This is a genomic window from Pseudomonas flexibilis, from assembly GCF_000806415.1.
In the GTDB taxonomy this organism is placed as follows: domain Bacteria; phylum Pseudomonadota; class Gammaproteobacteria; order Pseudomonadales; family Pseudomonadaceae; genus Serpens; species Serpens flexibilis.
The window spans coordinates 101,661-128,039 of record NZ_JTAK01000002.1 but is presented as its reverse complement, the minus strand read 5'-3'; the positions used below and the strand labels follow the sequence as shown (position 1 = coordinate 128,039).

The following is a 26,379-nucleotide window of genomic DNA, read 5'->3' as shown; positions in this document are numbered from 1 at the left end:
GCGACCGCATCTCCACCCGTTTCCGGAACCCGACACCCGTATGAGTCTGCGTCTGCTGCACACCTCCGACTGGCATCTCGGCCAGCATTTCATGGGCAAGAGCCGCCAGGCCGAGCATCAGGCATTCTGCGCCTGGCTGCTGGAACAGGTGCGCCTGCATCGGGTGGATGTGGTGCTGATCGCTGGCGACATCTTCGACACCGGCGCGCCGCCCAGCCATGCCCGCGAGCAGTACAACCGCTTCGTGGTGGCGCTGCGCGACACCGGCGCGCGGCTGGTGGTGCTGGGCGGCAACCATGATTCGGTGGCCATGCTCGGCGAGTCCCGCGAGCTGCTGGCCTGTCTGGACACCTGGGTGGTGCCGGCAGCCATGGAGAATCCCGCCGACCAGGTGCTGCTGCTGCCGAACCGCGACGGCGAGCCGGGCGCGTTGCTCTGCGCGATTCCCTTCCTGCGCGCCCGCGACCTGCTGCGCAGCGAGGCCGGCCAGAGCGCCGAGGACAAGCAGCGCTCGCTGCAGGACGCCATCGCCGCGCACTACCGGCGCTGCCACGAGCAGGCCGTGGCCCTGCGCCGCCAGCATGGCCCGCTGCCGATCGTCGCCAGCGGCCACCTGACCACCGTGGGCGCCAGCGCCAGCGAATCGGTGCGCGAGATCTACGTGGGCAGCCTGGAAGCCTTTCCCACCCGCGACTTCCCCGACGCCGACTACATCGCCCTGGGGCATATCCACCGCCCGCAGAACGTCGGTGGCCAGGAACATATCCGCTACAGCGGCTCGCCGATCCCGCTGTCCTTCGACGAGGCCGGCCAGCAGAAAGCAGTGCTGCTGGTGGATCTGGACCGCATCGGCCTGTGCGGCATCACCGCCCTGCCCGTGCCCTGCTTCCAGCCGCTGCTGACCCTGCGCGGCACGCTGGAGCAGATCGCCGCGCAACTGCCCGAGGCCGCCGCCCAAGGCACCCCGGAGCGCCCGGCCTGGCTGGAGGTACAGGTGGTCAGCGACGACTACCTGAGCGACCTCGGCACGCGACTGGCCGACCTCACCCGCGAACTGCCGGTGGAAGTGCTGCGCATCCGCCGCGAGCGCAACGGCGCCAGCGCGGCGCTGCACAGCGAAGCCCGGGAGACCCTGGACGAGCTCGACCCGCTGCAGGTGTTCCAGCGCCGCCTGGAGCAGGAAACCCTCGACGACGCCCTGCGCGAGCGCCTGACCCAGTTGCACCAGCAGGTGCTGGCCGACCTGCGGGAGGTGCAGGCATGAGAATCCTCACCCTGCGCCTGAAGAACCTGAACTCGCTGAAGGGCGAGTGGAGGATCGACTTCACTGCCGAGCCGTTCAGGGACAACGGCCTGTTCGCCATCACCGGTCCCACCGGCGCGGGCAAGACCACCCTGCTGGACGCGATCTGTCTGGCGCTTTACCACCGCACGCCGCGCATGGACACGGTGAGCGCCGGCGGCAACGAGCTGATGACCCGGCACACCGCCGACTGCCTGGCCGAAGTGGAATTCGAGGCGCGCGGCGAACGCTACCGCGCCTTCTGGAGCCAGCGCCGCGCCCGCGACAAGGCGGATGGCGCCCTGCAGCAGCCCAAGGGCGAGCTGGCCAAGGCGGACGGCACGTTGCTGGCCGAGAAGCTCAACGACAAGCTGGCCCTGGTCGAACAGCTCACCGGCCTGGACTACGCGCGCTTCACCCGCTCGATGATGCTGGCCCAGGGCGGCTTCGCTGCCTTCCTCAACGCCAAGGCCGCCGAGCGCGCCGAGCTGCTCGAGCAACTGACCGGCACCGAGATCTACGGGCAGATTTCCATGCAGGTATTCCAGCGCGCCCGCGAGCAGAAGGACGTCCTGGAACGGCTGCAGGAGCGCGCCGAGGCGGTGGAGCTGCTCGACGAGGCCGCGCGCGCGGCGCTGGAGGCCGAGGCGACCAACCTTGCCGCCGACGACACCGTGCGGCGCGACGAACAGCAGACCCTGCGCGCCCAGCAGCAGTGGCTGCAGCAGCGCGACCAGGCCCAGCGCCAGCTGGACAGCGCCCAGGCCCGCGAACAGGCCGCCCGTGCGCAACTGGAACAAGCCGCCGCCGACCTGCGCCGCCTGGCCGCCAGTGAGCCGGCCGAACAGTTGCGCCCGGTCTTCGACGCGCGCCTGCAGGCCGAACAGGCGCTGCAGGCCACCGAAACCAACCTGCGGCACCTGCAGGACGAACAGCACCAGCACGAACAGAGCCGCCAGCAGGCGCTGTGGCACGGCCACTGGGCCAGCGAACAGCAACGCAGCCAAGAACACGCGGCGCTGACCGCCCTGGAGGAACGCGGCATCGCCCTGGAGCAGCGCCTAAAGGAAACCGCCAGCCATGCGCTGCTAGCCGGCCAACTGGGCGGCTGGAGGCTGCGTTTCGCCGAGTGCGATCAACTCGGCAGCGATCTGGCGCAACTGGACAAGCGCCACCAGGCGATCCAGCAGCGTCTGGCCACGCATGCCCAGCGCCACGTGGAAGCCGAGCAGCAGTTGTACGCCGACCAGGCGGAGCTGGAAACGGCCCGCTCGCAACTGGCGCAACGCGAACAGCAGCATCAGGCCCTGCTTGGCGAACGTGATGAATCCGGTTGGCGCGCCCACTGGCAGGCGCTGCTGCAGCGCAAGGGCCAGCTGGAGCAACTGCAGCAGCTGCTCGAGCAGCGCGCGCAACAGGCCGCGCTGCTGAAAAAGCACGGCGCGCGCCAGGAAAAGGCGCAGGCCGTGCAGGCCGCCCGAGAGAGCGAACTGGTCACCCTGCGCAAGCTCTATGTTCGTGTGAAAAGTCAGGTCGACGACAAGGAGCGCCTGCTGCAACAGGAGCATCTGCTGCAGGCCCGCGCCCAACTGGTACCCGGCGCGCCCTGCCCGGTGTGTGGCGCGTGCGAGCACCCCGCCGCCGGGCATCACGACCCACTGGATATCGCCAGCACCCAGCAGGCGCTGGCGGAGCTGAAGGCCGAACAGGAACAGCTGACCCAGCAAGGCCAGACCCTGAACGCCGAAAAGGCCCGGGTGGAAGGCGAGCTGGAGGAAATCCACCACCAGCTGCAGGCCGCCAGCACGCAGCACTCGCAGCTGGACGCCGGCATCGGCCGGCTGCTCGTCCAGCTGGGCCTGAGCGAGCCGCTGGACCTGCAGGGCGAGCACACCCGTTTGCTGGCGGAGCAGGCACAGACCCAGCAGCGGCAGTCCGAACTGGAGGCGCTGAAGAAAGCCCTGAACGAGGCGCAGCAACGGGTCTTCGCCCTCACCCAACGGGACGGCGAACAGCGCCAGCAGCTGCAGCTGATCGACAAGGACCAGCAGGCCGACACCCAGGCGCTGGGCGAGCTGGACGGCGAGCGCCAGCGACTGCTGGCGCGCCGGCAGGACGTGCAGCAGGCGCTGCGCGACGAACTGGACACTCTCGGCTATGCCCTGCCCGACGACACCGCAGCCTGGCTGGCCGCACGCGAGGCCGACGCCCGGCAATGGCAGCAGGCCCAGGCGCAGCAGCAGACCCTGCGCGATGAACTGCGTGAGCAGGAGCACCGCCTGGACGACGCCACGGCGCTGGCCCAGCGCTGGCTGGAGCGCTGGCAGGCGGCCGAGCAGCCGCGCTTCGACACGCCCAGCGGCGCGTGCGCCGCGCTGCTGGCCGCCGCCGAACAGCAACTCGAAGCCGCCGAACGCGCCCTGCTGCAGCTGGCCGGCCAGCGCCGCAGCCTGGGCGAACGCCGTGAACAGCAGACCCAGCAACGGACGGAGCAGCAGGCGCGCTGGGAGGCCGCGCTGCGCGACAGCCCGTTCGGCAGCGAAGCGGACTATCTCGCCGCCTGCCTGCCGCTGGCCGAACGCCAGGCGTTGCAGGCCCGCAAGCAGCAGCTGGACACCGCGCTGACCGAAGCGGCCGCGCTGCACCAGTCCGCCCGCCAGACACTGGACCAGTTGCTCGCCCAGCCGAAGACCGGGCAGGATGCCGACGCCCTGGCTGCGCGCCTGGCGGAACTGGACGCCGAGCTGCGCCGCATCGGCCTGCGCCAGGGCGAGCTACACGCCGTGCTGCAGGGTGATGCCCAGCGTCGGCAGAGCCAGCAGGCCCTGCATGAGCAGGTCGCCCGGCAACGGGAACAGAGCGACCTCTGGCAGCACCTGGCCAGCCTGATCGGTTCCGCCGACGGCACCCGCTACCGCAAGTTCGCCCAGGGGCTGACCCTGGATCACCTGGTGCATCTGGCCAACCGCCAACTGCTGCGCCTGCATGCCCGCTATCAGCTGGCCCGGCGCAAGGGTGGCGACCTGGAACTGGACGTGCTGGACACCTGGCAGGGCGACATCGCCCGCGACACACGCACGCTGTCCGGCGGCGAGAGCTTCCTGGTCAGCCTGGCGCTGGCCCTGGCGCTGTCGGATCTGGTCAGCCAGCACACGCGCATCGACTCGCTGTTTCTCGACGAGGGCTTCGGCACCCTGGACGGCGAAACCCTGGAGGTGGCGCTCGATGCGCTCGACCAGCTCAACGCCAGCGGCAAGATGATCGGCGTGATCAGCCACGTCGAGGCGCTGAAGGAGCGCATCCCGGTGCAGATCCGCGTCGACAAGGGGGTCGGTCTGGGGCACAGCCGCCTCGATCCGACCTTTGCGGTGGGCAGATAAGAGGCTCCGTCCAGCGGGGGGAAGCGCCCCCTTCTCCCCCCGTCATCGCTAAGCCTTTGAGGGATAAATGAATTTTCTCGCCCCTCGAAGAAAAAAAATCGCACGGATGTGTTGACAGGGAAATCTCGCTGCGTAAAATGCGCGCCACTGCAACGGGGTTTCCGGTTCGGCTGGAAGTTGCAGGATTTGGAAGACCGAAGTTCCGCGATAGCTCAGTCGGTAGAGCAAATGACTGTTAATCATTGGGTCCCTGGTTCGAGTCCAGGTCGCGGAGCCAACTTCCAACCGGGGTATAGCGCAGCCCGGTAGCGCGCCTGCTTTGGGAGCAGGATGTCGGGAGTTCGAATCCCCCTACCCCGACCATATTTTTGGGTCGTTAGCTCAGTGGTAGAGCAGTTGGCTTTTAACCAATTGGTCGTAGGTTCGACCCCTACACGACCCACCATACAAGGCTTCATCGAAGCCCAAGAAAACGGGAAGTTCCGAATAGGACTTCCCGTTTTTTTATGCCCGGAAAAAGTCGTGCCGGTACGGCGCGCCTGACGGCGCATACGGTGAAGCGCGATCCACCCTACGACAGCAAGCCCTTGTCCACCTGCGCAATAACCGTAGGGTGGACAACGCCTTTCTTGTCCACCATGCGCACCGGCACGGTGCGCCCCGGCCATCAGACCATCAGCACCAGCTGCGCAATGCTGTAGCCGAGCAGCGCACCGCAGAGCACATCGCTCGGGTAGTGCAGCCCCAGCACCGGCCGCGACAGCGCCACCAACGCGGCGAACGGCACCAGCAGCACCGCCAGTTGCGGAAAGTCGGCCAGCGCCAGGGTGGTGAAGGACACCGCGTGCAGTGTATGCCCGGACGGGAAGCTGAAACGGTCCAGCGGCGGGCAGCCGCAGCGGATGTCCTGGAAGGTGATGAAGGGCCGTTCGCGCACCAGGCGATGCTTGAGCTGCCGGTAGATGAGCAGGCCGCCCAGCCCGGCGATACCCATGCGCAGCGCCGCCTCGCGCCCCACCTCGCCGCCGAGCAAAGCCAGTGCCGCCATCAGGCAGTACCAGAACACGCCGTCACCCAGCCGGCTGACCGTGCGGAACAGGCGGTGCATGGCCTGCCGCCGCGAGAGGCGATTGATGGTGATGCAGAGTCGATATTCCAGCCGTCCCAGGCGGGCGAGGACCGGCAGGGTCAGGTCTTCCGTTTTCAGCGCGATCTTGTCCATGCCTGGCAGCCTAGGCTGCCCGTTCGACAACACCGTGAATCTCTCGTGGCAGTTCGATGACCGACCCGTCGTCATCGAAACGTCACGCAGCCGTCACCACACCTTAAAAGCGGTGGCGCCCAATGGCGCCCATGAAGATCGTCATCTGCAGCGATGCCTGGCACCCCCAGGTCAATGGCGTGGTCACCACCCTGAGCCGCACCCGCGACGCCCTGCGGGCCATGGGACATGAGGTAACGGTCATCGGCCCGGACCGTTTTCGCAGCGTGGCGCTGCCCGGCTACGCGGAAATCCGCCTGGCGCTCCTGCCGTATCGCCGGCTGCGGCGCCTGCTCGACGCGCTGCAGGCCGACCATATCCACATCGCCACGGAAGGTCCGCTGGGCTGGGCGGCGCGCCGCTACTGCCTGCAGCGCGGGCTGCCCTTCAACACCTCGTACCACACGCAGTTTCCGGAATACGTGCATGCCCGCTATCCGTTCGTGCCGCTGGCCGTGGGTTATGCGCTGATGCGCCGTTTCCATCGTCCGGCGCAGCGCACGCTGGTGGCCACCGAGCACATGGAGCGGCTGTTGCAGGAGCGGGGCTTCACGCACCTGGCGCGCTGGGGACGCGGCGTCGACATCGCGCTGTTCCGCCCGCAGGCTCGCCAGCCCGCGGAGCTGCCGACGGACCTGCCGCGCCCGCTGTGGGTGTACGCCGGGCGCCTGGCGGTGGAGAAGAACCTGCCGGCATTCCTGGAACTGTCGTTGCCCGGCAGCAAGCTGGTCATCGGCGACGGCCCGGCGCGCCGCGACTTGCAGGCACGCTTTGCCGAGGCCCATTTCGTTGGCTATCGCTTCGGCGAGGAGCTGGCGGGCTTCCTTTCGGCGGGCGACGTGTTCGTCTTTCCCAGCCGCACCGACACCTTCGGCCTGGTCATGCTGGAAGCCATGGCCTGCGGCCTGCCGGTGGCCGCCTTCCCGGTGACCGGGCCGCTGGACGTGGTGCGCCACGGCGAAACCGGTTGCCTGCACGAGGACCTGCAGCAGGCCTGCCTGGGCGCGCAGAACCTGTCCGCGGAAGCCTGCCGGCGCCAGGCCGAGGCGATGAGCTGGGAGGCCTGCACGCAGCAGTTCCTGGCGGCGTGCAGGCCCACGCCGGACGCTCGCGAATGAATTCGCTCCCACCAGACGTAGGGTGGACAACGCTTTCCTTGTCCGCCGTCGCGTCGGCACGGCGCACCTCGCCGGCCGCGCCTGACGGTGCGATGGTGGATCGGTGAAGCGCGATCCACCCTACGACCGCTCCCGGCTCTGCGCCGCCCAAACAAAAACGCCCCGCTAAAAGCGGGGCGTTTCGTTCAACGCGGCGCCAATCAGGCGTTACGCAACTGCAGGTTCTCGTCGCAGCGCGCGGTGACTTCGCGGTACAGCGCGGCGTTTTCCTGCAGCGCCTTCTCGCGTGCCGGGAAGATCTCTTCCAGCTTGCCCGCCCAGGCGGCCGCCTGCTCGGGGAAGCAGCGCTCGATCAGCTGCAGCATGATCGACACGGTCACCGAAGCGCCCGGCGAAGCACCCAGCAGCGCGGCAATGCTGCCGTCCTCGGCGGACACCAGCTCGGTACCGAACTGCAGGATGCCGCCCTTCTTCGGGTCCTTCTTGATGATCTGCACGCGCTGACCAGCCACTTCCAGACGCCAGTCGGCCGGATCCAGCTCGGGGTAGAACTTGCGCAGGGCATCCAGGCGCTGCTCCATGGACTGCATCACTTCCTTCACCAGGTAGCGGGTCAGGTCCATGTTGTCGCGAGCCACGGCCAACATCGGGCCGATGTTGCCCGGACGAATCGACAGCGGCAGGTCGAGGAACGAGCCGTTCTTCAGGAACTTGGTGGAGAAGCCGGCGTAGGGCCCGAACAGCAGGGATTTCTTGCCGTCGACCACACGGGTGTCCAAGTGCGGCACGGACATCGGCGGAGCACCGACTTCAGCCTGGCTGTAGACCTTGGCCTGATGCTTGGCCACCACCTCGGGGTTGTCGCAGCGCAGCCACTGGCCGCTGACCGGGAAGCCGCCGAAGCCCTTGCTTTCCGGAATGCCGGACATCTGCAGCAGCGGCAGCGCACCGCCACCGGCGCCGAGGAACACGAAGCGGGCCTTGAGCGCGCGCTGGCTGCCGTCCTGGGTGTTCTTGACGGTGACACACCAGCCCTCGCCGTCACGCTCGACGCTCTTCACGCGCTGGTTGTAGCCGACATGGGCGCCATCCAGGCTCTGCAGGTGCTTGAGCAGCTCATTGGTCAGCGCACCGAAGTTGACGTCGGTACCACGCTCCACGCGGGTGGCGGCGATCTGCTCGTCGGCGTCGCGGCCGGGGATCAGCAGCGGCGCCCACTTGGCGATCAGCTCGCGATCCTCGGTGTACTCCATGGTTTCGAACGCATGGTGGGCGCTGAGCTGCTGCTGGCGGGTCTTCAGGAAGGCCACGTCCTTGGCGCCACGCACGAAGCTCATGTGCGGAACCGGATTGATGAAGGTGCGCGGTGCATCCAGGGCGCCCTTGGCCACCAGGTAGGACCAGAACTGCTTGGACACTTCGAACTGGCTGTTGATCAGCACGGCCTTCTTGATGTCCACGGAGCCATCGGCGGCCTGCGGGGTGTAGTTCAGTTCGCACAGACCGGCATGGCCGGTACCAGCGTTGTTCCAGGGATTGGAACTTTCCACTGCGCCGGAGGGCATCTGCTCGACGATTTCCAGCTTCAGCCCGGGATCCAGCTCCTTGAGCAGGACCGCCAGGGTGGCACTCATGATGCCGGCGCCAACCAGCACCACATCCAGAGCTTCGTTTTCGTTGTGCGCCATTAACGCTTCTCCAAATCTGCAACACCTAGGTTCAACGGCAGACGCTCCTGGCGCAAAGCGCGTTCAGGGCCGGGGAGAATCGCAAGGGGAGTCCCGAAACCTGACAGGGGCGGATGCCCAATGGATAGGACCGGCGCTCAGGCCTGGGTCCCGGCGACCAGCAGGCCGCGCGTCAGGTGTGCATATCCGAGTCGTTTGGCAGGTGTACCAATGCCAGAGTCTTCATTTGCTCGCCACACTCTCGTGAAGTAGTGAAAAACCGTCTTCTCACGCTCTTTTGGAGACGTGAACCTCAAGGGGTCGGCTGCCGCAGACACACACTTCTCGTCACTGACCGCAACACGCTGCTATCCATGGACAGGTGTTTCAGTCACTGAACGAACCGTTCGGGTGACGGGGCATTAGGGCAGCACCTAGCGGGCGTCTCTCTGGCGTGGGACATACCGGTGGGCAGTCACGCAGGAGGCGACCTTTATAATTGGGCGGGGATTATACCGATGGTTTTCGGAAAGAGGGGCCGTTTAGCGGCGACTTTCTTACCCCGCCGGCGAGTATGCCGTGAACCTGTCACGCCGGGCATCCGACCATCGGCGCATGGGCCATGCACCGCGCCCGCGTGAGCAGAAGCGCAGCGGCCGCTCGCGTATACTGCCCGGCCGCGGACGCCATCGCGTGTCCTGAACATTTCTTATGGAGAGCCAAACCATGTCGAAGCGTTTTCCGCTGGTGCTTTGCGCTGTTGTCAGCCTGGCCCTGACCGGCTGCGCCCTGAGCCCGCAGCAACTCACCCCGCAACCCAAGCTGAAGACCGAGCTGGCCGCGGTCGGCCAGGGCCAGCCGGTGGTGGTGCATGTCGCCGACGGACGTGCCTCGCCGGACCTGGGCACCCGCGGCGGTCTGTACGCGGAGACCAGTGCCATCAGCGTGCCGAGCGCCAACGTCCTGCCGCAGCTGCAGGCCCAGGCCGAAGCCGCCGTGCGCCTGCTGGGCTTTACGCCGACGCCGGACGCCCGTGACGTGCCGCGCCTGACCGTGACCCTGGCCGAACTCAAATACCAGTCGCCCAAGGAAGGCGTGTATGTCACCGAGGCGGATATCGCCGCCGTTATGCAGGCCGAGGTGCAGAACAGCGGGCGCCGCTACACCGGTCGCTACACCGCCACCCTGAACCAGCGCTTCGGCATGGCGCCGAACCAGGAAACCAACACCCGCCTAGTCAGCGATGTGCTGAGCGACGCCCTGACCCGCCTGTTCAAGGACCCGACCATCGGGCAGATGCTCGCGGAGTAAAACCGACGCACCTGTAGACGTAGGTGGATCGCGCTTCACCGATCCACCAACGCGCCGCCAGGTGCGGCCGGCTAGGTGCGCCGTGCCGCGCATGGGTGGACAAGAAAGACGTTGTCCACCCTACGATTCCCGGCCCGGGAAGTCGGGCCGATGCACCGTCGCACGGATCGACGCCGGTCGGAAAACACCCCGACCACCGCTGCGCCTGATTAAAATCCCCCGCTTTTTACAACCTTCGGGTTTACCTGAAGCGGGAGTGAACGATGTCGCTGCAGGCTCTTTGGAGCGTTCCCCTCACCTATCCGGCGCAGATTCTCAATGCCCTGGCCCTGCTCATGGCGCTGGCCGGTTCCTGGCTGCTGCTGGCGACCCAGCGGCGTCGGTCGCAGTTCAAGTTGCGCCTGGTCCAGGGCAATTTCCAGGAAGCCCTGATGCTCGCCGCCCGCCACCGCGTGGACGGCTTCTTCACCCGCTTCGGCGCGCTCAGCCTGGCGCTGGCGGTGACCCTGTCCTGGGTAAGCACCGGCCTCTAGCGGTTGCAGACTACCTGCGTTGGCAATCCTTCGTTAGAAACAGCCTCGGCCTGCTCATTTAGAACACCTAAACTGCGCGTCCTCGGCTGTTTCTGCCTCGTCTTGCCGGCCTCGCCTACGTTTTCGACGGCCTGTTAATTACCCGCCTCCTTCGCCTTCTCGCTCTGCTGCAGGCGCCACATCTGCGCGTAGTGACCGTCGCGGGCCAGCAGTTCGGCGTGGCTGCCGCGCTCGACCACCTGGCCGGCATCCATCACCAGGATCTGGTCGGCATTCATCACCGTGGACAGCCGGTGGGCGATCACCAGCGTGGTGCGCCCCACCTGGATACGATCCAGCTCGGCCTGGATGGCGCGCTCTGACTTGGAATCCAGCGCCGAGGTCGCCTCGTCGAAGATCAGGATGCTGGGGTTCTTGAGGATCGCCCGGGCGATGGCCACCCGCTGCTTCTCGCCGCCGGAGAGCTTGAGACCCCGCTCGCCCACCTGGGTGTCGTAGCCATCCGGCAGGCTTTCAATGAAGCGGTGGATGTGCGCGGCGCGGGCGGCGGCCTCCACCTCCTCGCGCGTCGCCTCGGGGCGGCCGTAGCGGATGTTGTAGTAGATGCTGTCGTTGAACAGCACGGTATCCTGGGGAACGATGCCGATGGCGCCGCGCAGCGAGGCCTGGGTCAGCTGGCGCAGGTCATGGCCGTCGATGGTGATGCGCCCCTCGCCCACGTCGTAGAAGCGGTACAGCAGGCGCGCCAGGGTGGATTTGCCCGAGCCCGAGTGACCAACCACCGCCACGGTGCCGCCGGCGGGGATCTCGAAGTCCACGCCATGCAGGATCTCGCGGCGCGGATCGTAGCCGAAGCGCACGCTTTCGAAGCGCACCGTCGGGCGGCGGCTGTCCAGGGCGACTGCATCCGGGGCGTCCTGCACGTCCTGGCGCTCGTCGAGCAGGCCGAACAGGCGCTCCATGTTGGTCAGCGCCTGTTTCACCTCGCGGTACATCATGCCGAGCAGGAACAGCGGCGCCGACAGCTGCAGCAGGTAGGCGTTGACCAGCACCAGGTCACCCACCGTCATGTTGCCGGCCACCACGCCGGCGGCGGCCAGCCACATCATGGCGGTGACGCCTATGGAGACAATGGCCGCCTGGCCCAGGTTGAGCACCGCCAGGCTGGTGATGGCCTTGACCTTGGTTTCCTCCAGGGTGCGCAGGTTCTCGTCGTAGCGCGCCGCCTCGTGGGCCTCGTTGTTGAAGTACTTGACCGTCTCATAGTTGAGCAGCGAGTCCACCGCGCGCTCGTTGGCCCGGGTGTCGGCCTCCACCGAGGCGCGGTAGTAGCGGGTGCGCCACTCGGTCACCGAGAAGGTCCACACCGCATAGGCCACCAGCGTGGCCAGGGTGATGGCTGCGAAGCGCCAGTCGTAGACCCAGACCAGCACCACGGTGACCAGCAGCACTTCCAGCAGGATCGGGATGATCGAATACAGCGTCCAGTCCAGCAGGTCGGCGATCGCCGAGCCGCCGCGCTCCACATCGCGCGCCACGCCGCCGGTGCGCCGGCCCAGGTGGAACTTCAGGGAGAGCGCGTGCAGATGACGGAACACTTGCAGGGTGACCTGCCGCGAAGTGCGTGCCATCACCCGAGCGAACACCACCTGGCGCAGCTCGGTGAACAGCGTGACGCCGATACGCGAGGCGCCGTAGGCGAGCAGCAGGCCGACCGGCAGCAGCAGCAAGCTGGGCTCGACGTTGAGGTCATCGACGATGTACTTGAGAACGAACGGCACCAGCAGGTTGAGCAGCTTGGCGGCGAACACCAGGCCCAGCGCCAGCAGGATGCGGCCGAGGTAGGGTTTCAGGTAGGGCAGCAGGTCGCGGATCACGGCAACGTCGCCGCGCGCCTGCTCGGCGCGCTTGACGGGCGCGACCGTAGCGTCGATGGACATGGGAAGGAATCCTTGGGAACAGCGAAAAAACAGGGGCCCTATGCTGGGCCCGCGCCGGGCAACACGCAAGCCGACGGGCGCCGACTGCGCGAGCGAATTCATTCGCGAGCCTTTCCGTGGCTGATACCAGAAGCTCGCGAATAAATTCGCTCCCACCAAAGCCGTGCCCGGTCAGCCAGCCCGGGCGAACTTTGCCGGCCATTCCCCGGTCGTTTTCCCTGGGTTCAGGGTTAACGGAGAGACCATGCCGGCTCAGGCGCTTCACACACAGAACGATCCCGACGTGGCGCTGCAACGCCTGCGTGAGCGCTTTCGCCAAGTGCGCGCCACCAGCGAGGCGCTGTGCGCGCCACTGGCCATCGAGGACTACGGCATCCAGGGCATGCCTGACGCCAGCCCGCCGAAATGGCACCTGGCGCACACCACCTGGTTCTTCGAAACCTTCCTGCTGCTGCCCTATCAGCCCGGCTACCGCACGCCGGACCCGCGTTACGACCTGCTGTTCAATTCCTATTACCTGACCCACGGCCAGCCGTTCCCGCGCCCGCAGCGCGGGCTGCTGTCGAGGCCCACGGTCGCCGAGGTGCTCAACTGGCGCCGGGTAGTCAACCTGGCGATGGAGGACCTGCTCGACCATCCGCCGCCCGGCAAGCTGGAAACCCTGTGTCAGCGGCTGGAGCTGGGCCTGCAGCACGAGCAGCAGCACCAGGAACTGCTGCTGATGGACCTGCTCTACAACTTCTCGCTCAATCCGCTAGCGCCGGCCTACCGGGATGACTTGCCGGCCGTCTCCGAGCAACCGCCCGCGCCGCTGCGCTGGCACAGCCATGCCGGCGGGCTGGTGGAGATAGGCCACGCCGGCGACGGCTTCGCCTTCGACTGCGAACGACCGCGTCACAAGGTCTGGCTGGAACCCTTTCGCCTGGCCAGCCGCCCGGTGAGCAACGCCGATTACCTGGCCTTCCTGCTGGACGGTGGCTACAGCCGCAGCGAGCTGTGGCTCTCCGACGGCTGGGCGACGCTGCGCCAGGCGAACTGGCAGGCGCCGCTGTACTGGCGACACGACGAGGAGCGCGGCTGGCGAGAGTTCACCCTGACTGGCCTGCAGCCACTGAACCTGTCCGCGCCGGTCTGCCACCTGAGCTTCTTCGAAGCCGATGCCTACGCACGCTGGGCCGACGCGCGCCTGCCCAGCGAGGCGGAGTGGGAAGCCGTGGCCCAGACGCTGCCGGTGAGCGGGCATTTCCTCGACGCCGGCCTGCTGCGCCCGCAACCCTCGCCCGGCGTGCCTGGCACCCAGCCGGCGCAGCTGTTCGGCGATGTCTGGGAATGGACGGCCAGCGCCTTCCTGCCCTACCCCGGCTTCCAGCCCCTGGGCGGCAGCCTCGGCGAATACAACGGCAAGTTCATGTGCGGCCAGCAGGTGTTGCGCGGCGGCTGTTGCGTCACCCCGCCGGATCACCTGCGCGCCAGCTACCGCAACTTCTTCTATCCACACATGCGCTGGGCCTTCAGCGGCCTGCGCCTGGCCCGGGACGAAACCGCATGACAGCAACCGCCACGGTGCGTTACCACGACCATCACCCGCGCAGCGCCAGCCTGTGCGATGAAATCCTCGCCGGCTTTGCCGCCACCCCCAAGCAAACCTCGCCCAAGCACTTCTACGATGCCGTGGGCTCGCGGCTGTTCGAGCAGATCTGCGAGCAGCCCGAGTACTACCCGACCCGCACCGAGGAGGCCATTCTCGCCGAGGCCTGCGACGAGATCGCCCGCCTGGCCGGTCCGGAAGCGCCGCTGCTGGAGCTGGGCAGCGGCGCCAGCCGCAAGGTGCGCCTGCTGCTGGAAACCCTGCAGCCGAGCCGCTACCTGGGCATCGATATCAGCCGCGAATTCCTCATCGACAGCACCCGCCGGCTGGCTGCCGACTACCCCTGGCTGGAAGTGCATGCCGCCTGCGCCGATTTCTGCCGCCCGCTGCGCCTGCCCCAGGCCTTCAAGCGGGCGAAGCCGCTGGCGTTCTTTCCCGGCTCCAGCATCGGCAACTTCGAACCCGCCCAGGCACTGGACTTCCTGCGTCACCTGCGCCGGCTGCTGCCGGACGGCAGTGGCTTGCTGATCGGCGTGGACCTGCTCAAGGACCGTGACCGCCTGGAGGCCGCCTACAACGACCGTGCCGGCGTCACCGCCGCGTTCAACCTCAACCTGCTGGAACGCATCCGCCGCGAACTGGACAGCGATATCCAGCCGCGCCGCTTCCGCCACCGGGCGTTCTTCAACCCGGTCGAATCGCGTATCGAGATGCACCTGGTCAGCCCGCTGGCGCAGCAGGTGCGCATCGAGGGCCACACCTTCAGCTTCGCACCGGGCGAGAGCCTGCACACCGAGAATTCCTACAAGTACAGCCCCGAGGGCTTCCTGCGCCTGGCCGAGCGCGCCGGCTTCCAGGGGCAGGCGTTGTGGATGGATGCGGAGCAGCTGTTCAGCGTGCACTTCCTGCGCAGTGCCTAGAAACGCCCGTCACCCGTCACGAACGACTGGGCTGCGGGGCACTCCACTGCGAAGGCACCATCTCGAAGTACGGAGGAACTGCCATGAAACACCTCACCGCACTGGCCGCCGCCATCCTGCTGGGACTGAGCGGGCCGACCTGGGCCCAGGAGCGCGACTGTACCCCGCGGGACACCCGCGAACGGGCCGGCGAGCTGGCGCAGGAAATCCACGAATCCACCGGCGGCGATCCGCAAAAGGCGCAGCAGATTCACGAGGAGCTGAAGGACATGGAGCTCAAGCGCCGCGAAGACAGCCTGGCGCGCACCGACCAGGGCCTGCAGGACGAATGCGCCCGCTATGAACAGCGCATGGAGGAGGTGGAAAAAGCCACCGACAAGGTGGAGTAGCGCCTGATGCGAATCTGCCTTTGACAAGCCGCGCCATTTGCGTAGAATGCGCGGCCTCGAAGGCACATAGCTCAGTTGGTTAGAGCACCACCTTGACATGGTGGGGGTCGTTGGTTCGAGTCCAATTGTGCCTACCAGACAGATGAAAAAAGGGTCGCGAAAGCGGCCCTTTTTTTGTTTGGGCGTGAGCGCTTTCACCCCTCTCCCCTGGCCCTCCCCCGCGAGGGGAGAGGGGCCAGGGGAGAGGGAGAGCCTCCCTCAGCCCTCGGTCGTACGGCGCTTCAACGGCGCCATGCCGTCCGCACTGACCAACCCCGACGGCGCCGCCGGCTTGCGCTTGGCGGCCGGTTTGGCCGGTTTCTTCGCCGCCGTCTTCTTGGCGCCCTTGCCATCCTTGTCGGTCTTTTTCTTCTTGGTGCCGGCGGCCTTGCCGGACGCCTTGACGTTCTTCGGGCCCTGGTAGCTGCCCTTCAGTTCCTTGATCACGCGGCGCTCGAAGCTCTGCTTAAGGTAGCGCTCGACGCTGGACATAAGGTTCCAGTCGAAGTGGCAGATCAGCGAGATGGCCAGCCCCTCGGCACCGGCGCGGCCGGTACGGCCGATGCGGTGCACGTACTCGTCACCGGAGCGCGGCATGTCGAAGTTGATCACCAGGTCCAGGCCTTCCACGTCCAGGCCGCGGGCCGCCACGTCGGTGGCCACCAGCACCTTGTTGCCGCCCTGCTTGAGGCGCTCGATGGCCTGCTTGCGTTCGGCGTGTTCCTTGTCGCCGTGCAGGATGAAGGCCTTCACCCCTTCAGCCACCAGGCGACCATAGATGCGGTCGGCCTGGGCGCGGGTGTTGGTGAAGATGATCGCCTTCTGGTAGGTCTCGTTGGCCAGCAGCCAGTGCAGCAGGCGCTCCTTGTGGGCCACGTCGTCGGCGCAGATGATCTGCTGGCGGGTGTTCTCGTTCAGCTCGCTGACCCGGTTGAGCATCAGGTGCAGAGGCTCCCTGAGCACCTTGCCGATCACCTCGCGCATGACCGCGCCGCCGGTGGTGGCGGAGAACAGCAGGGTCTGCTGGCGATTGGCGCACTCGCCGGTCAGTCGCTCCATGGCTTCGGCGAAACCCATGTCCAGCATGCGGTCGGCCTCGTCCAGCACCAGCACCTCCACCTCGTCCAGGCGCAGGTTGCCGGCATCCAGGTGCTCGATCAGCCGGCCCGGCGTGCCAATCAGGATGTCCGGCGTCTTGCGCAGCGCCGCCGCCTGTTCCTTGAAGCCCTCGCCGCCGGTGATCAGCATCGACTTGATGAAGGTGTAGCGGGAGAACTTCTCCATCTCCTTCAGCGTCTGCTGGGCCAGCTCGCGGGTCGGCAGCAGGATCAGCGCCCGCACGCGCACGCGCGGCTCGGCGTCGCCGATCAGGCGATTGAGCAGCGGCAGCGCGAAGGCGGCGGTCTTGCCGCTGCCGGTCTGGGCGATGACGCGCAGGTCCTTGCCAGCCAGCGCCGGCGGGATGGCCTCGCGCTGCACGGGGGTCGGCTCGGTGAAGTTAAGCTCGGCGACAGCCTTGAGCAGGCGTTCGTGCAGGGCGAAATCGGCAAACACGGGTATTCCTCTTTACAGCGAATGGGGTGACGGCGCCGGCGGGCGGCTCAGTCCTTGCGCTCGGGCGACAGCAGCTCGATCTTGTAGCCGTCCGGGTCTTCCACGAAGGCCAGAATGCTGGAGCCGTGCTTCATCGGACCCGGCTCGCGGGTGATCTTGCCGCCACGGGCGCGAATGTCCTCGCAGGCCTTGTAGACGTCTTCGACTTCCAGGGCGATGTGGCCGTAGCCGGTGCCCAGCTCGTACTTGTCCACGCCCCAGTTGTAGGTCAGCTCGATGACGCTGTTCTCGGCCTCGTTGCCGTAGCCGACGAACGCCAGGGTGAACTGGCCTTCCGGATAGTCCTTGCGGCGCAGCAGGGTCATGCCCAGCACTTCGGTGTAGAAGACGATGGACTTGTCCATATCGCCGACGCGCAGCATGGTGTGCAGCAGTCTCATGGGATGTTCTCCTGACAGGTGAATCGGCCCCCGTGAAAACGCAAGGGCTCTGGAATGCCGGCTAGTTTAACAGCCGCCCGGTGCGCGGTCCCGAAACGAAACCGCCCCCGCGCAGGCTGCGACGGGGGCGGCGGTCAGGTCACGCGTCGCGTTACAGCGGCGAGCGGCCCTTGTTGGCGGCAATACGCATGCGCAGGGCGTTCAGCTTGATGAAGCCACCGGCATCGGCCTGGTCGTAGGCGCCGGCATCGTCCTCGAAGGTGGAGATGCGGGTGTCGAACAGACTGTCATCGGACTTGCGGCCGGTGACGATGACGTTGCCCTTGTACAGCTTCAGGCGCACCACGCCGTTCACGTGTTCCTGGGAGGCGTCGATCATGGTCTGCAGCATCTGGCGCTCGGGGCTCCACCAGTAGCCGTTGTAGATCAGGCTGGCGTACTTGGGCATCAGCTCATCCTTCAGGTGAGCGACTTCGCGGTCCAGGGTGATCGACTCGATGGCGCGGTGAGCCTTGAGCATGATGGTGCCGCCGGGGGTCTCGTAGCAGCCGCGGGACTTCATGCCCACGTAGCGGTTTTCCACGATGTCCAGACGACCGATGCCGTTGGCGCCGCCGATGGCGTTCAGCTTGGTCAGCACCTGGGCCGGGGTCATCTCGACGCCGTCGATGGCCACGATGTCGCCCTTGCGGTAGGTCAGCTCGATGTAGGTGGGCACATCGGGAGCCTTCTCCGGGGAGACGGACCAGCGCCACATGTCTTCCTCGTGCTCGGTCCAGGTGTCTTCCAGCACACCGCCCTCATAGGAGATGTGCAGCAGGTTGGCGTCCATGGAGTACGGGGACTTCTTGCCGGCCTTGGCGAAATCGACCGGGATGTTGGCCTTCTGGGCGTAGGCCATCAGGGTTTCGCGGGAGGTCAGGTCCCACTCGCGCCAGGGGGCGATCACCTTCACGCCCGGCTTGAGCGCATAGGCGCCCAGCTCGAAGCGCACCTGGTCGTTGCCCTTGCCGGTGGCGCCGTGGGAGATGGCGTCGGCGCCGGTTTCGTTGGCGATCTCGATCAGGCGCTTGGCGATCAGCGGACGGGCGATGGAGGTGCCCAGCAGGTATTCGCCTTCGTAGATGGTGTTGGCGCGGAACATCGGGAACACGAAGTCGCGGACGAATTCTTCGCGCAGGTCGTCGATGTAGATTTCCTTGACGCCCATGGCCTTGGCCTTGGCGCGGGCAGGCTCGACTTCTTCGCCCTGGCCCAGGTCAGCGGTGAAGGTCACCACTTCGCAGTTGTAGGTATCTTGCAGCCACTTGAGAATCACCGAGGTGTCCAGGCCACCGGAATAGGCCAGAACCACCTTCTTAACGTCCGACATGCCATCAGCTCCACGGGTAGTACGGGAAAGCCCGCAATTCTACTGATGACGGGCCGCAAATGACAGGCCCGCAGCGCCCTCGGTGGCCCGCAATGCCTCGCTTCAGGCCGGCTGGGCGGAGTTGCCGCGGGCCAGGCGCTCCTGCTCCGCGTCGGATTCGGTCAACCGCTCCAGGTAGAGGGTGACACGGCGGTTCTTGCCGCGATTGGCTTCGCTGTTGTTGGGCACCAGCGGGTAGCGCTCACCGTGGAAGCGGATGCTGATCTGTCCCTCGGGAATGCCCTTTTCCTTCAGGTAGGCGGCCACCGCCATCGCCCTGCGGCGCGACAGGTCGCGGTTGGTCAGGCGGTTGCCGGTGTTGTCGGAATGGCCTTCCAGGCGAATGCTGTTGATGGTCGGATCGGCCTTGAGCAACAGCAGCACGCGATCCAGCTCCCGGCGGGCAGCGTCGCCCAGGTCGATACCGCTGTTGGCGAAACTCAGCTGCAGGTATTTGACCTGGTCGAAGTTGACCGGCAGCAGTTGCGTGGTGCACTGCTGGAACTCGCGGAACGCCTGGCCGAAGCGCGCCGGCAGGAGGCGTACTTCCATGTATTCGTTGGTCTGCCGGGTGCGATGGCGCACCAGCGGCGAACGCCCCTCCATCAGGCCGGTGAGCAGGCGCGCCGCCTGCTGGTTGTCGCTCTTGAGCAGCACCTGGTCGCCGTCGACCTTGACCTTGCCAATGCTGACGTCGCTGTGCTCCGGGCGCCAGGGCGCAGCGGCCACCAGCAGCGTGGCGGCGCCATTGCCCAGCCAGCGCTCGCGACTGATCAGCTGGAAGGTCGGCTGCTCGCCGGCGCGGCGCACGAACTGGCCCACGCCACCAAAGGTCTTGATCGGCTGGATCAGCCGGCATTCGAACTGATCACCCTCGGCGCGCCACTCCGCATGCTCCAGGCGCGGCTGGAAGGTCAGGGCGACCGACGGCAGACTGACGAACAGGCTGAGCAGAGCGGCATACTGCAGGCGCACGATGGGAGGGCTCCAGGGATTTACGGCGTTCCCCCGGCATATCGGAGCCGCGGGCGAAAACTTGAGGGGCTTCCTGTGCGACGTTTCACAGAACGCCACCGATCGAAACCTGCGCAACGCCGCGGTTCATCGTCTCGGCGGGCAGCCGGCGAGCGCATTTTCCGGTAGCATTCGCGCACGTTTCATCGCCCGGATCCTCTTCATGACCGACCGCCTTACCCTGCTGCGTCCCGACGACTGGCATATTCACCTGCGCGACGGCGCCGCCCTGGCGCAGACCGTGGCCGATGCCGCCCGTACCTTCGGCCGCGCCATCGTCATGCCCAACCTGGTGCCGCCGGTACGCAACGCGCAGGAAGCCGACGCCTACCGCCAGCGCATCCTGGCCGCACGCCCGGCGGGCAGCCCCTTCGAACCGCTGATGGTGCTGTACCTCACCGACAACACCTCCGCCGAAGATGTCCGTCAAGCCAAGGCCAGCGGCTTCGTCCATGCCGCCAAGCTCTACCCGGCCGGCGCCACCACCAACTCCGCGTCGGGCGTGACCAGCATCGACAATATCTTCCCCGTACTGGAAGCCATGGCCGACGTCGGCCTGCCGCTGCTGGTGCATGGTGAAGTGACCCACAGCGACATCGACGTGTTCGATCGCGAGAAGGCCTTCATCGATACCCACATGATCCGTGTCGTGGAGCGATTCCCGACCTTGAAGGTGGTCTTCGAGCACATCACCACCGGCGACGCCGCGCAGTTCGTGCGCGAAGCCTCGGCCAACGTGGGCGCCACCATCACCGCCCATCACCTGCTGTACAACCGCAACCACATGCTGGTCGGCGGCATCCGCCCGCACTTCTATTGCCTGCCGATCCTCAAGCGCAACACCCATCAGGAAGCCCTGCTGGATGCCGCCACCAGCGGCAACCCGAAGTTCTTCCTGGGCACCGATTCGGCACCGCACGCCCGCCACACCAAGGAAGCCACCTGCGGTTGCGCCGGCTGCTACACCGCCTACGCCGCCATCGAGCTGTACGCCGAGGCGTTCGAGTCGCGCAACGCGCTGGACAAGCTGGAAGGCTTCGCCAGCCAGTTCGGTCCGGACTTCTACGGTCTGCCACGCAACACCGACCGCATCACCCTGGTGCGCGAAGACTGGCAGGCACCGGCCGAACTGCCGTTCGGCGACCACCGCCTGATGCCGCTGCGCGCGGGCGAAACCCTGCGCTGGCGGGTACTGGAGGAACGCGCGTGAGCGAAGAGCTGTACGAAGACGACGAACTGGAAATCCGCTCCAGCGGCCCGAAGCATCCCATGGCCCGCCGCTTCCGCGGCTACCTGCCGGTGGTGGTCGACGTGGAGACCGGCGGCTTCAACTGCCAGACCGATGCGCTGCTGGAGATCGCCGCGACCATCATCGGCATGGACGAGCAGGGGCTGCTCTATCCGGAGCACACCTACTTCCACCGCATCGAGCCGTTCGAAGGCGCCAACATCGAGCAGGCGGCGCTGGAGTTCACCGGCATCAAGCTGGACCACCCGCTGCGCATGGCGGTCCAGGAAGAGCCAGCGTTGGCCGACATCTTCCGTGGCGTACGCAAGTCGCTGAAGTCCTACGGCTGCAAGCGCGCGGTGCTGGTCGGCCACAACAGCAGCTTCGACCTCGGCTTCCTCAATGCCGCGGTGCTGCGCACCGGCCTCAAGCGCAACCCGTTCCACCCCTTCTCCAGCTTCGACACCGCCACCCTGGCCGGCCTGGCCTATGGCCAGACGGTGCTGGCCAAGGCCTGCCAGGCTGCCGGCATTCCGTTCGACGCCCGCGAAGCCCATTCGGCCCGCTACGACACGGAAAAGACCGCCGACCTGTTCTGCGGCATCGTCAATCGCTGGAAGGAAATGGGCGGCTGGGACACCTTCGGGGAAGACTGATCCTCATCGAGCTGGCCGGCGCGTTCGTAGGGTGGACAACGTTTTCCTTGTCCACCACCGCGCCGCTACGGCGCGCCTGCGGCGCGTCGGTGGATCTATGAAGCGTGATCCCCCCTACGGTGTGACCGCTCCGCTCAGCAGCAAATTTTGACAATCGTTCTCATTAACATTAGTATCCGCCGCATCCCGATTTCAGTGCGACGAGCCCCCGCCATGTACGTCTGTCTTTGCCGAGGTGTCACCGACAACCACATCCGCGACGCGATCTACGAAGGCTGCTGCAGCTACCGGGAGGTGCGCGAGAACCTGGGCGTGGGTACCCAGTGCGGCAAATGCGCCTGTGTGGCCAAGCAGGTGGTGCGCGAGACCTTGAGCGAAGTGCAGGCCGGCCAGGCCGCAATGCTGGGCGGCGTGGCCCTGTTCTCTCCGGCCTGAATCAATCCGTCGAATTCCCGAGCCGGGCAGTCGCCCGGCTTTTTCATGCCTGCGCCATGCAGCAAGCCCCTTCGCAGCCTGGCTAAAACCGTAGGCGAGACGCCTTTTCATTCCGTTTGCCATCAAGGGCTTAGGTTTGACACCCGGGGACACTGCGGCCAGACTCGCCAACACGCATTTCCTCTCAGGCGGAGCATCATGAAAGGCGATACTCAGGTCATCCAGCACCTCAACAAGATCCTTGGCAACGAACTGGTGGCCATCAACCAGTACTTCCTGCACGCGCGGATGTACGAGGACTGGGGCCTGAACAAGCTCGGCAAGCATGAGTACGATGAATCCATCGACGAGATGAAGCATGCCGACAAGCTGATCAAGCGCATCCTGTTTCTCGAAGGCCTGCCCAACCTGCAGGACCTCGGCAAGCTGCTGATCGGCGAGAACACCAAGGAAATGCTCGAATGCGACCTGCGCCTGGAACAGATGGGCCTGCAGGACCTGCGCGCCGCCATCGCCTATTGCGAACAGGTCGGCGACTACGGCAGCCGCGAGCTGCTGGAAGACATCCTCGAGTCCGAGGAGGAACACGTCGACTGGCTGGAAACCCAGCTGGGCCTGATCAAGGCCGTCGGCCTGGAAAACTACCTGCAATCGCAGATGGACGAGTAATTCTCCCGTCCGCAACGCAAAAGCCCCGGCAGTGCCGGGGCTTTTTGTTCAGAGGCCGGATCAGGCGTCCTTGCGGGCCGCCGCGGCTTCCTTGATCAGGGTCTGCAGCTCACCCTTCTCGAACATCTCCAGCATGATGTCGCTGCCACCGACCAGTTCGCCGTTGACCCACAGCTGCGGGAAGGTCGGCCAGTTGGCGTACTTGGGCAGCTCGGCGCGGATTTCCGGGTTCTGCAGGATGTCCACGTAGGCGAATTTCTCGCCGCAGCCCATCACGGCCTGGGCGGCACGGGCGGAGAAGCCGCACTGCGGGGCATTGGGCGAGCCCTTCATGTACAGCAGGATGGTGTTGTTGGCGATCTGCTCTTTGATGGTTTCGATGATATCCATGAGGGGCACCTCGGCTACAAATGACCTGCCGGCCCCCGGGCCGGCATTTGCGCGGCATTGTAACGGAAAGCCTAGTCCTGCGCTCAGGCTTCTTTACGCACCCTCCCGACGCCCATCACCTATGCTGCTTGCGGCGCCGGACACCGGGCAATTTGCGCCATTGCGACATTTCCCGATAACATCCGGCCCTTTCCATTTCGTCGCCCTCGGCGACCTTCTAGCAGGTCCCTCCTCTGACGTTGGCGCTTATTTTCTTTCGCCACAGGGCCTGACAACGTGATCAAGGTAACGACAATGAGCGTACGGCACTTTCTCTCGCTGATGGACTGCACCCCCGCGGAGCTCAACGGGCTACTGCGACGAGCCATCGAGCTGAAGGACCTGCGCAATCGCGGCATCCTCTACGAACCCCTGAAGAATCGCGTACTGGGCATGATCTTCGAGAAGGCCTCGACCCGTACCCGGGTCTCCTTCGAAGCCGGCATGATCCAGCTCGGCGGCCAGAGCCTGTTCCTCTCGCCGCGCGACACCCAGCTGGGTCGCGGCGAACCGATCAGCGACACCGCCATCGTCATGTCGCGCATGCTCGACGCCATCATGATCCGCACCTACGCCCACGGCACCCTGACCAACTTCGCCGCCCATTCCCAGGTGCCGGTGATCAACGGCCTGTCCGATGAGCTGCACCCCTGCCAGCTGCTGGCCGACATGCAGACCTACCTGGAACAGCGCGGCAGCATCGCCGGCAAGACGGTGGCCTGGATCGGCGATGGCAACAACATGTGCAACTCCTATATCGAGGCGGCCATCCAGTTCGACTTCCAGCTGCGCATCGCCTGCCCGGAGGGCTACGAGCCGAGCGCCGAGCTGCTGGCCAAGGCCGGCGACCGCGTGACCCTGCTGCGCGACCCGCGTGCGGCGGTGGCCGGCGCCCACCTGGTGAGCACCGACGTCTGGGCCTCCATGGGCCACGAAGAAGAAGCCCAGGCACGCCTGGCGAGCTTCAAGGGTTACCAGGTCAGCCGCGCATTGCTCGATCTGGCCGACCCGGGCGTGATCTTCCTGCACTGCCTGCCGGCGCACCGTGGCGAGGAAATCAGCCACGACCTGCTGGATGACCCGCGCTCGCTGGCCTGGGACCAGGCCGAAAACCGTCTGCACGCCCAGAAGGCGCTGCTCGAATTCCTCGTCGCCCCCGGCTACACCAAGAACGCATGACGTCCAAACTGCTGCTTCAGCTGCACAACCTGGCCTGCGGTTATCAGGGCCAGATGATCGTCCAGGAGCTCAACCTGCACCTGAACGCCGGTGACATCGGTTGCCTGCTCGGCCCCTCGGGCTGCGGCAAGACCACTACCCTGCGCGCCATCGCCGGCTTCGAACCGGTCAGCCACGGCGAGATCCGCCTGGCCGGCGAGGTGATCTCCCGCGCCGGCTTCACCCTGGCGCCGGAGGCGCGCCGCATCGGCATGGTCTTCCAGGACTACGCGCTGTTCCCGCACCTGACCGTGGCGGAGAACGTCGCCTTCGGCATCCGCAAGCACCCCGAGCGCGAGCGCATCACCGGCGAGCTGCTCGATCTGGTCAAGCTTGGCCACCTGGGCAAGCGTTACCCGCACGAACTCTCTGGTGGCCAGCAACAACGCGTCGCGCTGGCCCGCGCCCTGGCGCCGGAGCCGCGCCTACTGCTGCTCGACGAGCCCTTCTCCAACCTGGACGTGGAGCTGCGCCGCAGTCTCAGCCGCGAGGTGCGCGACATCCTCAAGGCGCGCGGCACCAGCGCCATCCTGGTTACCCACGACCAGGAAGAAGCCTTCGCCGTCAGCGATCAGGTGGGCGTGTTCCGTGACGGTCGCCTGGAGCAGTGGGATACCCCCTACAACCTCTACCACGAGCCGCTGACGCCCTTCGTGGCCAGCTTCGTCGGCCAGGGCTATTTCATTCGCGGACAGTTGCAGGACCCGGAATCGGTGCGTACCGAACTCGGCGATATCCACGGCAACCGTGCCTACAGCTGGCCAAGCGGCAGTGCCGTGGACGTACTGCTGCGCCCCGACGACCTGGTCTACGCGCCGGACAGCGACCTCCAGGTGCGCATCACCGGCAAGACCTTCCTGGGCGCTTCGACGCTGTACCGCCTGCAACTGCCCACCGGCACCCAGCTGGAAGCCATCTTCCCGAGCCACATCGACCATTTGCCCGGCGAAACCGTGGGCATCCAGGTCAGCGCCGACCACCTGGTGCTGTTCCCAGCCCAGGGCAGCATCGCAGCCAATGCCACGCTGCCAAACGCCGGTGTACGGCGCTACAGCAGCGCCAGCTGAACCATCGGAAAGGCGGCCCTCGGGCCGCCTTCTGTATTTCAGCCCACCAGCAATTCGCCCCGACTGACCAGCACCGCATGCCCGGCCAGGCGCACGCGTTCGCCCTCCACCCGGCACAAGAGTTCACCGCCGCGCTGCGAGCACTGGTACGCGCGCAATTCGGCACGGCCCAGGCGCTGCGCCCAGTAGGGCACCAGCATGCAGTGCGCGGCACCGGTGACCGGGTCTTCATCGATGCCGATGGCCGGCGCGAAGTAACGCGACACCACATCGTGATCAGTCCCGCGCGCAGTGACGATCACCCCGAGCCAGGGCAGCGCCGCCAGCGCCTTCAGGTCGGGCGCGCAGGTGCGCACGGCGGTCTCGTCGGCCAGCACCACCAGCAGGCTGTCGCGACCGGACAGCACCGTCTCGGGTTCGTGGCCCAGCGCCTTGGCCAGCCCGGCCGGCGCGGTAATCGGCTCACCGGCCAGCGCCGGGAAATCCAGTTCCAGCCGCTCGCCGAGCCTCCGCACGCGCAGCTCGCCGGACTGGCTCTGCAGGCTCAGGCAGTCACCCGGTTCCTGGTAGGCGTCGAACAGCACCCTGGCCGCCGCCAGGGTGGCATGGCCGCACAGCGGCACCTCTTCCTGGGGCGTGAACCAGCGAATCCGCCAGCCCTGCCCCTCGCGCACCACGAACGCGGTTTCCGCCAGGTTGTGCTCGGCGGCGATCTGCTGCATGCGCGCGTCAGGCAGCCAGGCATCGAGGCGGTAGACGATCGCCGGGTTACCGGCGAACGGACGGTCGCTGAAGGCGTCGACCTGGTGGAACGGCAGTGTCTTCATCGC

The 26,379-nt window shown here is 66.4% G+C and carries 23 protein-coding genes and 4 tRNA genes; 18 read left to right on the top strand and 9 right to left on the bottom strand.

The window, feature by feature from the left end; genetic code table 11:
• The first annotated feature begins 46 nt into the window (after nt 1–46).
• The 5 genes from sbcD (at nt 47) to PT85_RS04340 (ending at nt 5,107) form a co-directional block, all read left to right on the top strand.
• Nucleotides 47–1,264 (top strand): exonuclease subunit SbcD, encoded by a 1,218-nt coding sequence (gene sbcD / locus PT85_RS04360; protein WP_027591049.1) that lies wholly within the window; start codon nt 47–49, stop codon nt 1,262–1,264.
• Entirely contained in the window at nt 1,261–4,662 is a 3,402-nt protein-coding gene (sbcC, locus tag PT85_RS04355; protein WP_039606045.1) for an exonuclease subunit SbcC, read from the top strand. The genes sbcD and sbcC overlap by 4 nt, the downstream gene beginning before the upstream one ends.
• A 201-nt stretch (nt 4,663–4,863) precedes the next feature.
• Nucleotides 4,864–4,939, top strand: a tRNA-Asn gene (locus tag PT85_RS04350).
• Nucleotides 4,940–4,948: 9 nt separating this feature from the next.
• Nucleotides 4,949–5,025 (top strand) — tRNA-Pro (locus PT85_RS04345).
• 7 nt (nt 5,026–5,032) lie between these two features.
• Nucleotides 5,033–5,107 (top strand) — tRNA-Lys (locus tag PT85_RS04340).
• Nucleotides 5,108–5,329: 222 nt separating this feature from the next.
• Here the strand turns inward: PT85_RS04340 and PT85_RS04335 are convergent.
• On the bottom strand, nt 5,330–5,884 hold the full coding sequence (locus PT85_RS04335; protein WP_039606044.1) for a phosphatase PAP2 family protein: 555 nt from the start codon (nt 5,882–5,884) through the stop codon (nt 5,330–5,332).
• 131 nt (nt 5,885–6,015) lie between these two features.
• Here PT85_RS04335 and PT85_RS04330 point away from each other — a divergent pair, with 131 nt between their 5' ends.
• On the top strand, nt 6,016–7,041 hold the full coding sequence (locus tag PT85_RS04330; RefSeq protein ID WP_039606354.1) for a glycosyltransferase family 4 protein: 1,026 nt from the start codon (nt 6,016–6,018) through the stop codon (nt 7,039–7,041).
• A gap of 200 nt (nt 7,042–7,241) precedes the next feature.
• On the opposite strand, the gene mqo is transcribed toward PT85_RS04330, so the two are convergent.
• Complete coding sequence (mqo, locus tag PT85_RS04325) at nt 7,242–8,729, bottom strand: malate dehydrogenase (quinone) (protein WP_039559666.1); 1,488 nt, start codon at nt 8,727–8,729, stop codon at nt 7,242–7,244.
• Nucleotides 8,730–9,434: 705 nt separating this feature from the next.
• On the opposite strand from mqo, the gene PT85_RS04320 reads away from it, so the two are divergent.
• Entirely contained in the window at nt 9,435–10,019 is a 585-nt protein-coding gene (locus PT85_RS04320) for a YajG family lipoprotein (protein WP_027591639.1), read from the top strand.
• A gap of 263 nt (nt 10,020–10,282) precedes the next feature.
• Nucleotides 10,283–10,552, top strand: coding sequence for a hypothetical protein (locus PT85_RS04315; RefSeq protein WP_039559663.1), 270 nt, complete (start codon nt 10,283–10,285; stop codon nt 10,550–10,552).
• Between the two features lie 134 nt (nt 10,553–10,686).
• Here the strand turns inward: PT85_RS04315 and PT85_RS04310 are convergent, their stop codons facing one another.
• Nucleotides 10,687–12,492, bottom strand: a complete 1,806-nt coding sequence (locus PT85_RS04310; RefSeq protein WP_052237607.1) for an ABCB family ABC transporter ATP-binding protein/permease — start codon at nt 12,490–12,492, stop codon at nt 10,687–10,689.
• Between the two features lie 244 nt (nt 12,493–12,736).
• Here PT85_RS04310 and egtB point away from each other — a divergent pair, with 244 nt between their 5' ends.
• From egtB to PT85_RS04290, 4 genes are all read left to right on the top strand, one after another.
• On the top strand, nt 12,737–14,041 hold the full coding sequence (egtB, locus tag PT85_RS04305) for an ergothioneine biosynthesis protein EgtB (protein ID WP_027591642.1): 1,305 nt from the start codon (nt 12,737–12,739) through the stop codon (nt 14,039–14,041).
• On the top strand, nt 14,038–15,000 hold the full coding sequence (gene egtD, locus PT85_RS04300; protein WP_039559662.1) for an L-histidine N(alpha)-methyltransferase: 963 nt from the start codon (nt 14,038–14,040) through the stop codon (nt 14,998–15,000). The genes egtB and egtD overlap by 4 nt, the downstream gene beginning before the upstream one ends.
• Nucleotides 15,001–15,083: 83 nt before the next feature.
• A complete protein-coding gene (locus tag PT85_RS04295; protein ID WP_039559661.1) occupies nt 15,084–15,389 on the top strand; it encodes a hypothetical protein in 306 nt (101 codons plus the stop codon).
• A gap of 60 nt (nt 15,390–15,449) precedes the next feature.
• Nucleotides 15,450–15,526: transfer RNA gene (locus PT85_RS04290), tRNA-Val, on the top strand.
• Between the two features lie 121 nt (nt 15,527–15,647).
• Here the strand turns inward: PT85_RS04290 and PT85_RS04285 are convergent.
• From PT85_RS04285 to PT85_RS04270, 4 genes are all read right to left on the bottom strand, one after another.
• Nucleotides 15,648–16,982 (bottom strand): DEAD/DEAH box helicase, encoded by a 1,335-nt coding sequence (locus PT85_RS04285; protein WP_027591068.1) that lies wholly within the window; start codon nt 16,980–16,982, stop codon nt 15,648–15,650.
• Between the two features lie 47 nt (nt 16,983–17,029).
• On the bottom strand, nt 17,030–17,422 hold the full coding sequence (gene gloA / locus PT85_RS04280) for a lactoylglutathione lyase (protein WP_039606043.1): 393 nt from the start codon (nt 17,420–17,422) through the stop codon (nt 17,030–17,032).
• A gap of 151 nt (nt 17,423–17,573) precedes the next feature.
• A complete protein-coding gene (locus tag PT85_RS04275) occupies nt 17,574–18,794 on the bottom strand; it encodes an argininosuccinate synthase (protein ID WP_027591070.1) in 1,221 nt (406 codons plus the stop codon).
• Between the two features lie 102 nt (nt 18,795–18,896).
• Nucleotides 18,897–19,808, bottom strand: coding sequence for a flagellar protein MotY (locus PT85_RS04270; RefSeq protein ID WP_051587475.1), 912 nt, complete (start codon nt 19,806–19,808; stop codon nt 18,897–18,899).
• A gap of 202 nt (nt 19,809–20,010) precedes the next feature.
• Here PT85_RS04270 and pyrC point away from each other — a divergent pair, with 202 nt between their 5' ends.
• The 4 genes from pyrC (at nt 20,011) to bfr (ending at nt 22,835) form a co-directional block, all read left to right on the top strand.
• Complete coding sequence (gene pyrC / locus PT85_RS04265; RefSeq protein WP_039606042.1) at nt 20,011–21,057, top strand: dihydroorotase; 1,047 nt, start codon at nt 20,011–20,013, stop codon at nt 21,055–21,057.
• Entirely contained in the window at nt 21,054–21,731 is a 678-nt protein-coding gene (gene rnt / locus PT85_RS04260) for a ribonuclease T (protein ID WP_027591072.1), read from the top strand. Before pyrC ends, rnt begins: the two co-directional genes overlap by 4 nt.
• Nucleotides 21,732–21,944: 213 nt before the next feature.
• The gene (locus PT85_RS04255) at nt 21,945–22,166 is read left to right on the top strand and encodes a bacterioferritin-associated ferredoxin (RefSeq protein WP_027591073.1); all 222 of its coding nucleotides are present in this window, start codon (nt 21,945–21,947) and stop codon (nt 22,164–22,166) included.
• Between the two features lie 198 nt (nt 22,167–22,364).
• The gene (gene bfr, locus PT85_RS04250) at nt 22,365–22,835 is read left to right on the top strand and encodes a bacterioferritin (RefSeq protein ID WP_027591074.1); all 471 of its coding nucleotides are present in this window, start codon (nt 22,365–22,367) and stop codon (nt 22,833–22,835) included.
• Nucleotides 22,836–22,895: 60 nt separating this feature from the next.
• Here bfr and grxD read toward each other — a convergent pair whose 3' ends face one another.
• The gene (gene grxD, locus PT85_RS04245; RefSeq protein ID WP_027591075.1) at nt 22,896–23,225 is read right to left on the bottom strand and encodes a Grx4 family monothiol glutaredoxin; all 330 of its coding nucleotides are present in this window, start codon (nt 23,223–23,225) and stop codon (nt 22,896–22,898) included.
• Between the two features lie 294 nt (nt 23,226–23,519).
• Between grxD and argF the strand changes: the two genes are divergently transcribed.
• Complete coding sequence (argF, locus tag PT85_RS04240; RefSeq protein ID WP_027591076.1) at nt 23,520–24,443, top strand: ornithine carbamoyltransferase; 924 nt, start codon at nt 23,520–23,522, stop codon at nt 24,441–24,443.
• Entirely contained in the window at nt 24,440–25,549 is a 1,110-nt protein-coding gene (locus PT85_RS04235; RefSeq protein ID WP_027591077.1) for an ABC transporter ATP-binding protein, read from the top strand. The genes argF and PT85_RS04235 overlap by 4 nt, the downstream gene beginning before the upstream one ends.
• 38 nt (nt 25,550–25,587) lie before the next feature.
• Here PT85_RS04235 and PT85_RS04230 read toward each other — a convergent pair whose 3' ends face one another.
• Entirely contained in the window at nt 25,588–26,376 is a 789-nt protein-coding gene (locus PT85_RS04230) for a PhzF family phenazine biosynthesis protein (RefSeq protein ID WP_037009278.1), read from the bottom strand.
• Nucleotides 26,377–26,379: the final 3 nt, after the last annotated feature.

Bases quoted from the DNA above. Each gene is read 5' to 3' on its own strand.
- sbcC (WP_039606045.1), top strand. From the start codon at position 1,261: ATGAGAATCCTCACCCTGCGCCTGAAGAACCTGAACTCGCTGAAGGGC.
- PT85_RS04335 (WP_039606044.1), bottom strand. From the start codon at position 5,884: ATGGACAAGATCGCGCTGAAAACGGAAGACCTGACCCTGCCGGTCCTC.
- PT85_RS04330 (WP_039606354.1), top strand. From the start codon at position 6,016: ATGAAGATCGTCATCTGCAGCGATGCCTGGCACCCCCAGGTCAATGGC.
- mqo (WP_039559666.1), bottom strand. From the start codon at position 8,729: ATGGCGCACAACGAAAACGAAGCTCTGGATGTGGTGCTGGTTGGCGCC.
- PT85_RS04320 (WP_027591639.1), top strand. From the start codon at position 9,435: ATGTCGAAGCGTTTTCCGCTGGTGCTTTGCGCTGTTGTCAGCCTGGCC.
- PT85_RS04315 (WP_039559663.1), top strand. From the start codon at position 10,283: ATGTCGCTGCAGGCTCTTTGGAGCGTTCCCCTCACCTATCCGGCGCAG.
- PT85_RS04310 (WP_052237607.1), bottom strand. From the start codon at position 12,492: ATGTCCATCGACGCTACGGTCGCGCCCGTCAAGCGCGCCGAGCAGGCG.
- egtB (WP_027591642.1), top strand. From the start codon at position 12,737: ATGCCGGCTCAGGCGCTTCACACACAGAACGATCCCGACGTGGCGCTG.
- egtD (WP_039559662.1), top strand. From the start codon at position 14,038: ATGACAGCAACCGCCACGGTGCGTTACCACGACCATCACCCGCGCAGC.
- PT85_RS04295 (WP_039559661.1), top strand. From the start codon at position 15,084: ATGAAACACCTCACCGCACTGGCCGCCGCCATCCTGCTGGGACTGAGC.
- gloA (WP_039606043.1), bottom strand. From the start codon at position 17,422: ATGAGACTGCTGCACACCATGCTGCGCGTCGGCGATATGGACAAGTCC.
- PT85_RS04275 (WP_027591070.1), bottom strand. From the start codon at position 18,794: ATGTCGGACGTTAAGAAGGTGGTTCTGGCCTATTCCGGTGGCCTGGAC.
- pyrC (WP_039606042.1), top strand. From the start codon at position 20,011: ATGACCGACCGCCTTACCCTGCTGCGTCCCGACGACTGGCATATTCAC.
- PT85_RS04255 (WP_027591073.1), top strand. From the start codon at position 21,945: ATGTACGTCTGTCTTTGCCGAGGTGTCACCGACAACCACATCCGCGAC.
- bfr (WP_027591074.1), top strand. From the start codon at position 22,365: ATGAAAGGCGATACTCAGGTCATCCAGCACCTCAACAAGATCCTTGGC.
- grxD (WP_027591075.1), bottom strand. From the start codon at position 23,225: ATGGATATCATCGAAACCATCAAAGAGCAGATCGCCAACAACACCATC.
- argF (WP_027591076.1), top strand. From the start codon at position 23,520: ATGAGCGTACGGCACTTTCTCTCGCTGATGGACTGCACCCCCGCGGAG.
- PT85_RS04235 (WP_027591077.1), top strand. From the start codon at position 24,440: ATGACGTCCAAACTGCTGCTTCAGCTGCACAACCTGGCCTGCGGTTAT.
- PT85_RS04230 (WP_037009278.1), bottom strand. From the start codon at position 26,376: ATGAAGACACTGCCGTTCCACCAGGTCGACGCCTTCAGCGACCGTCCG.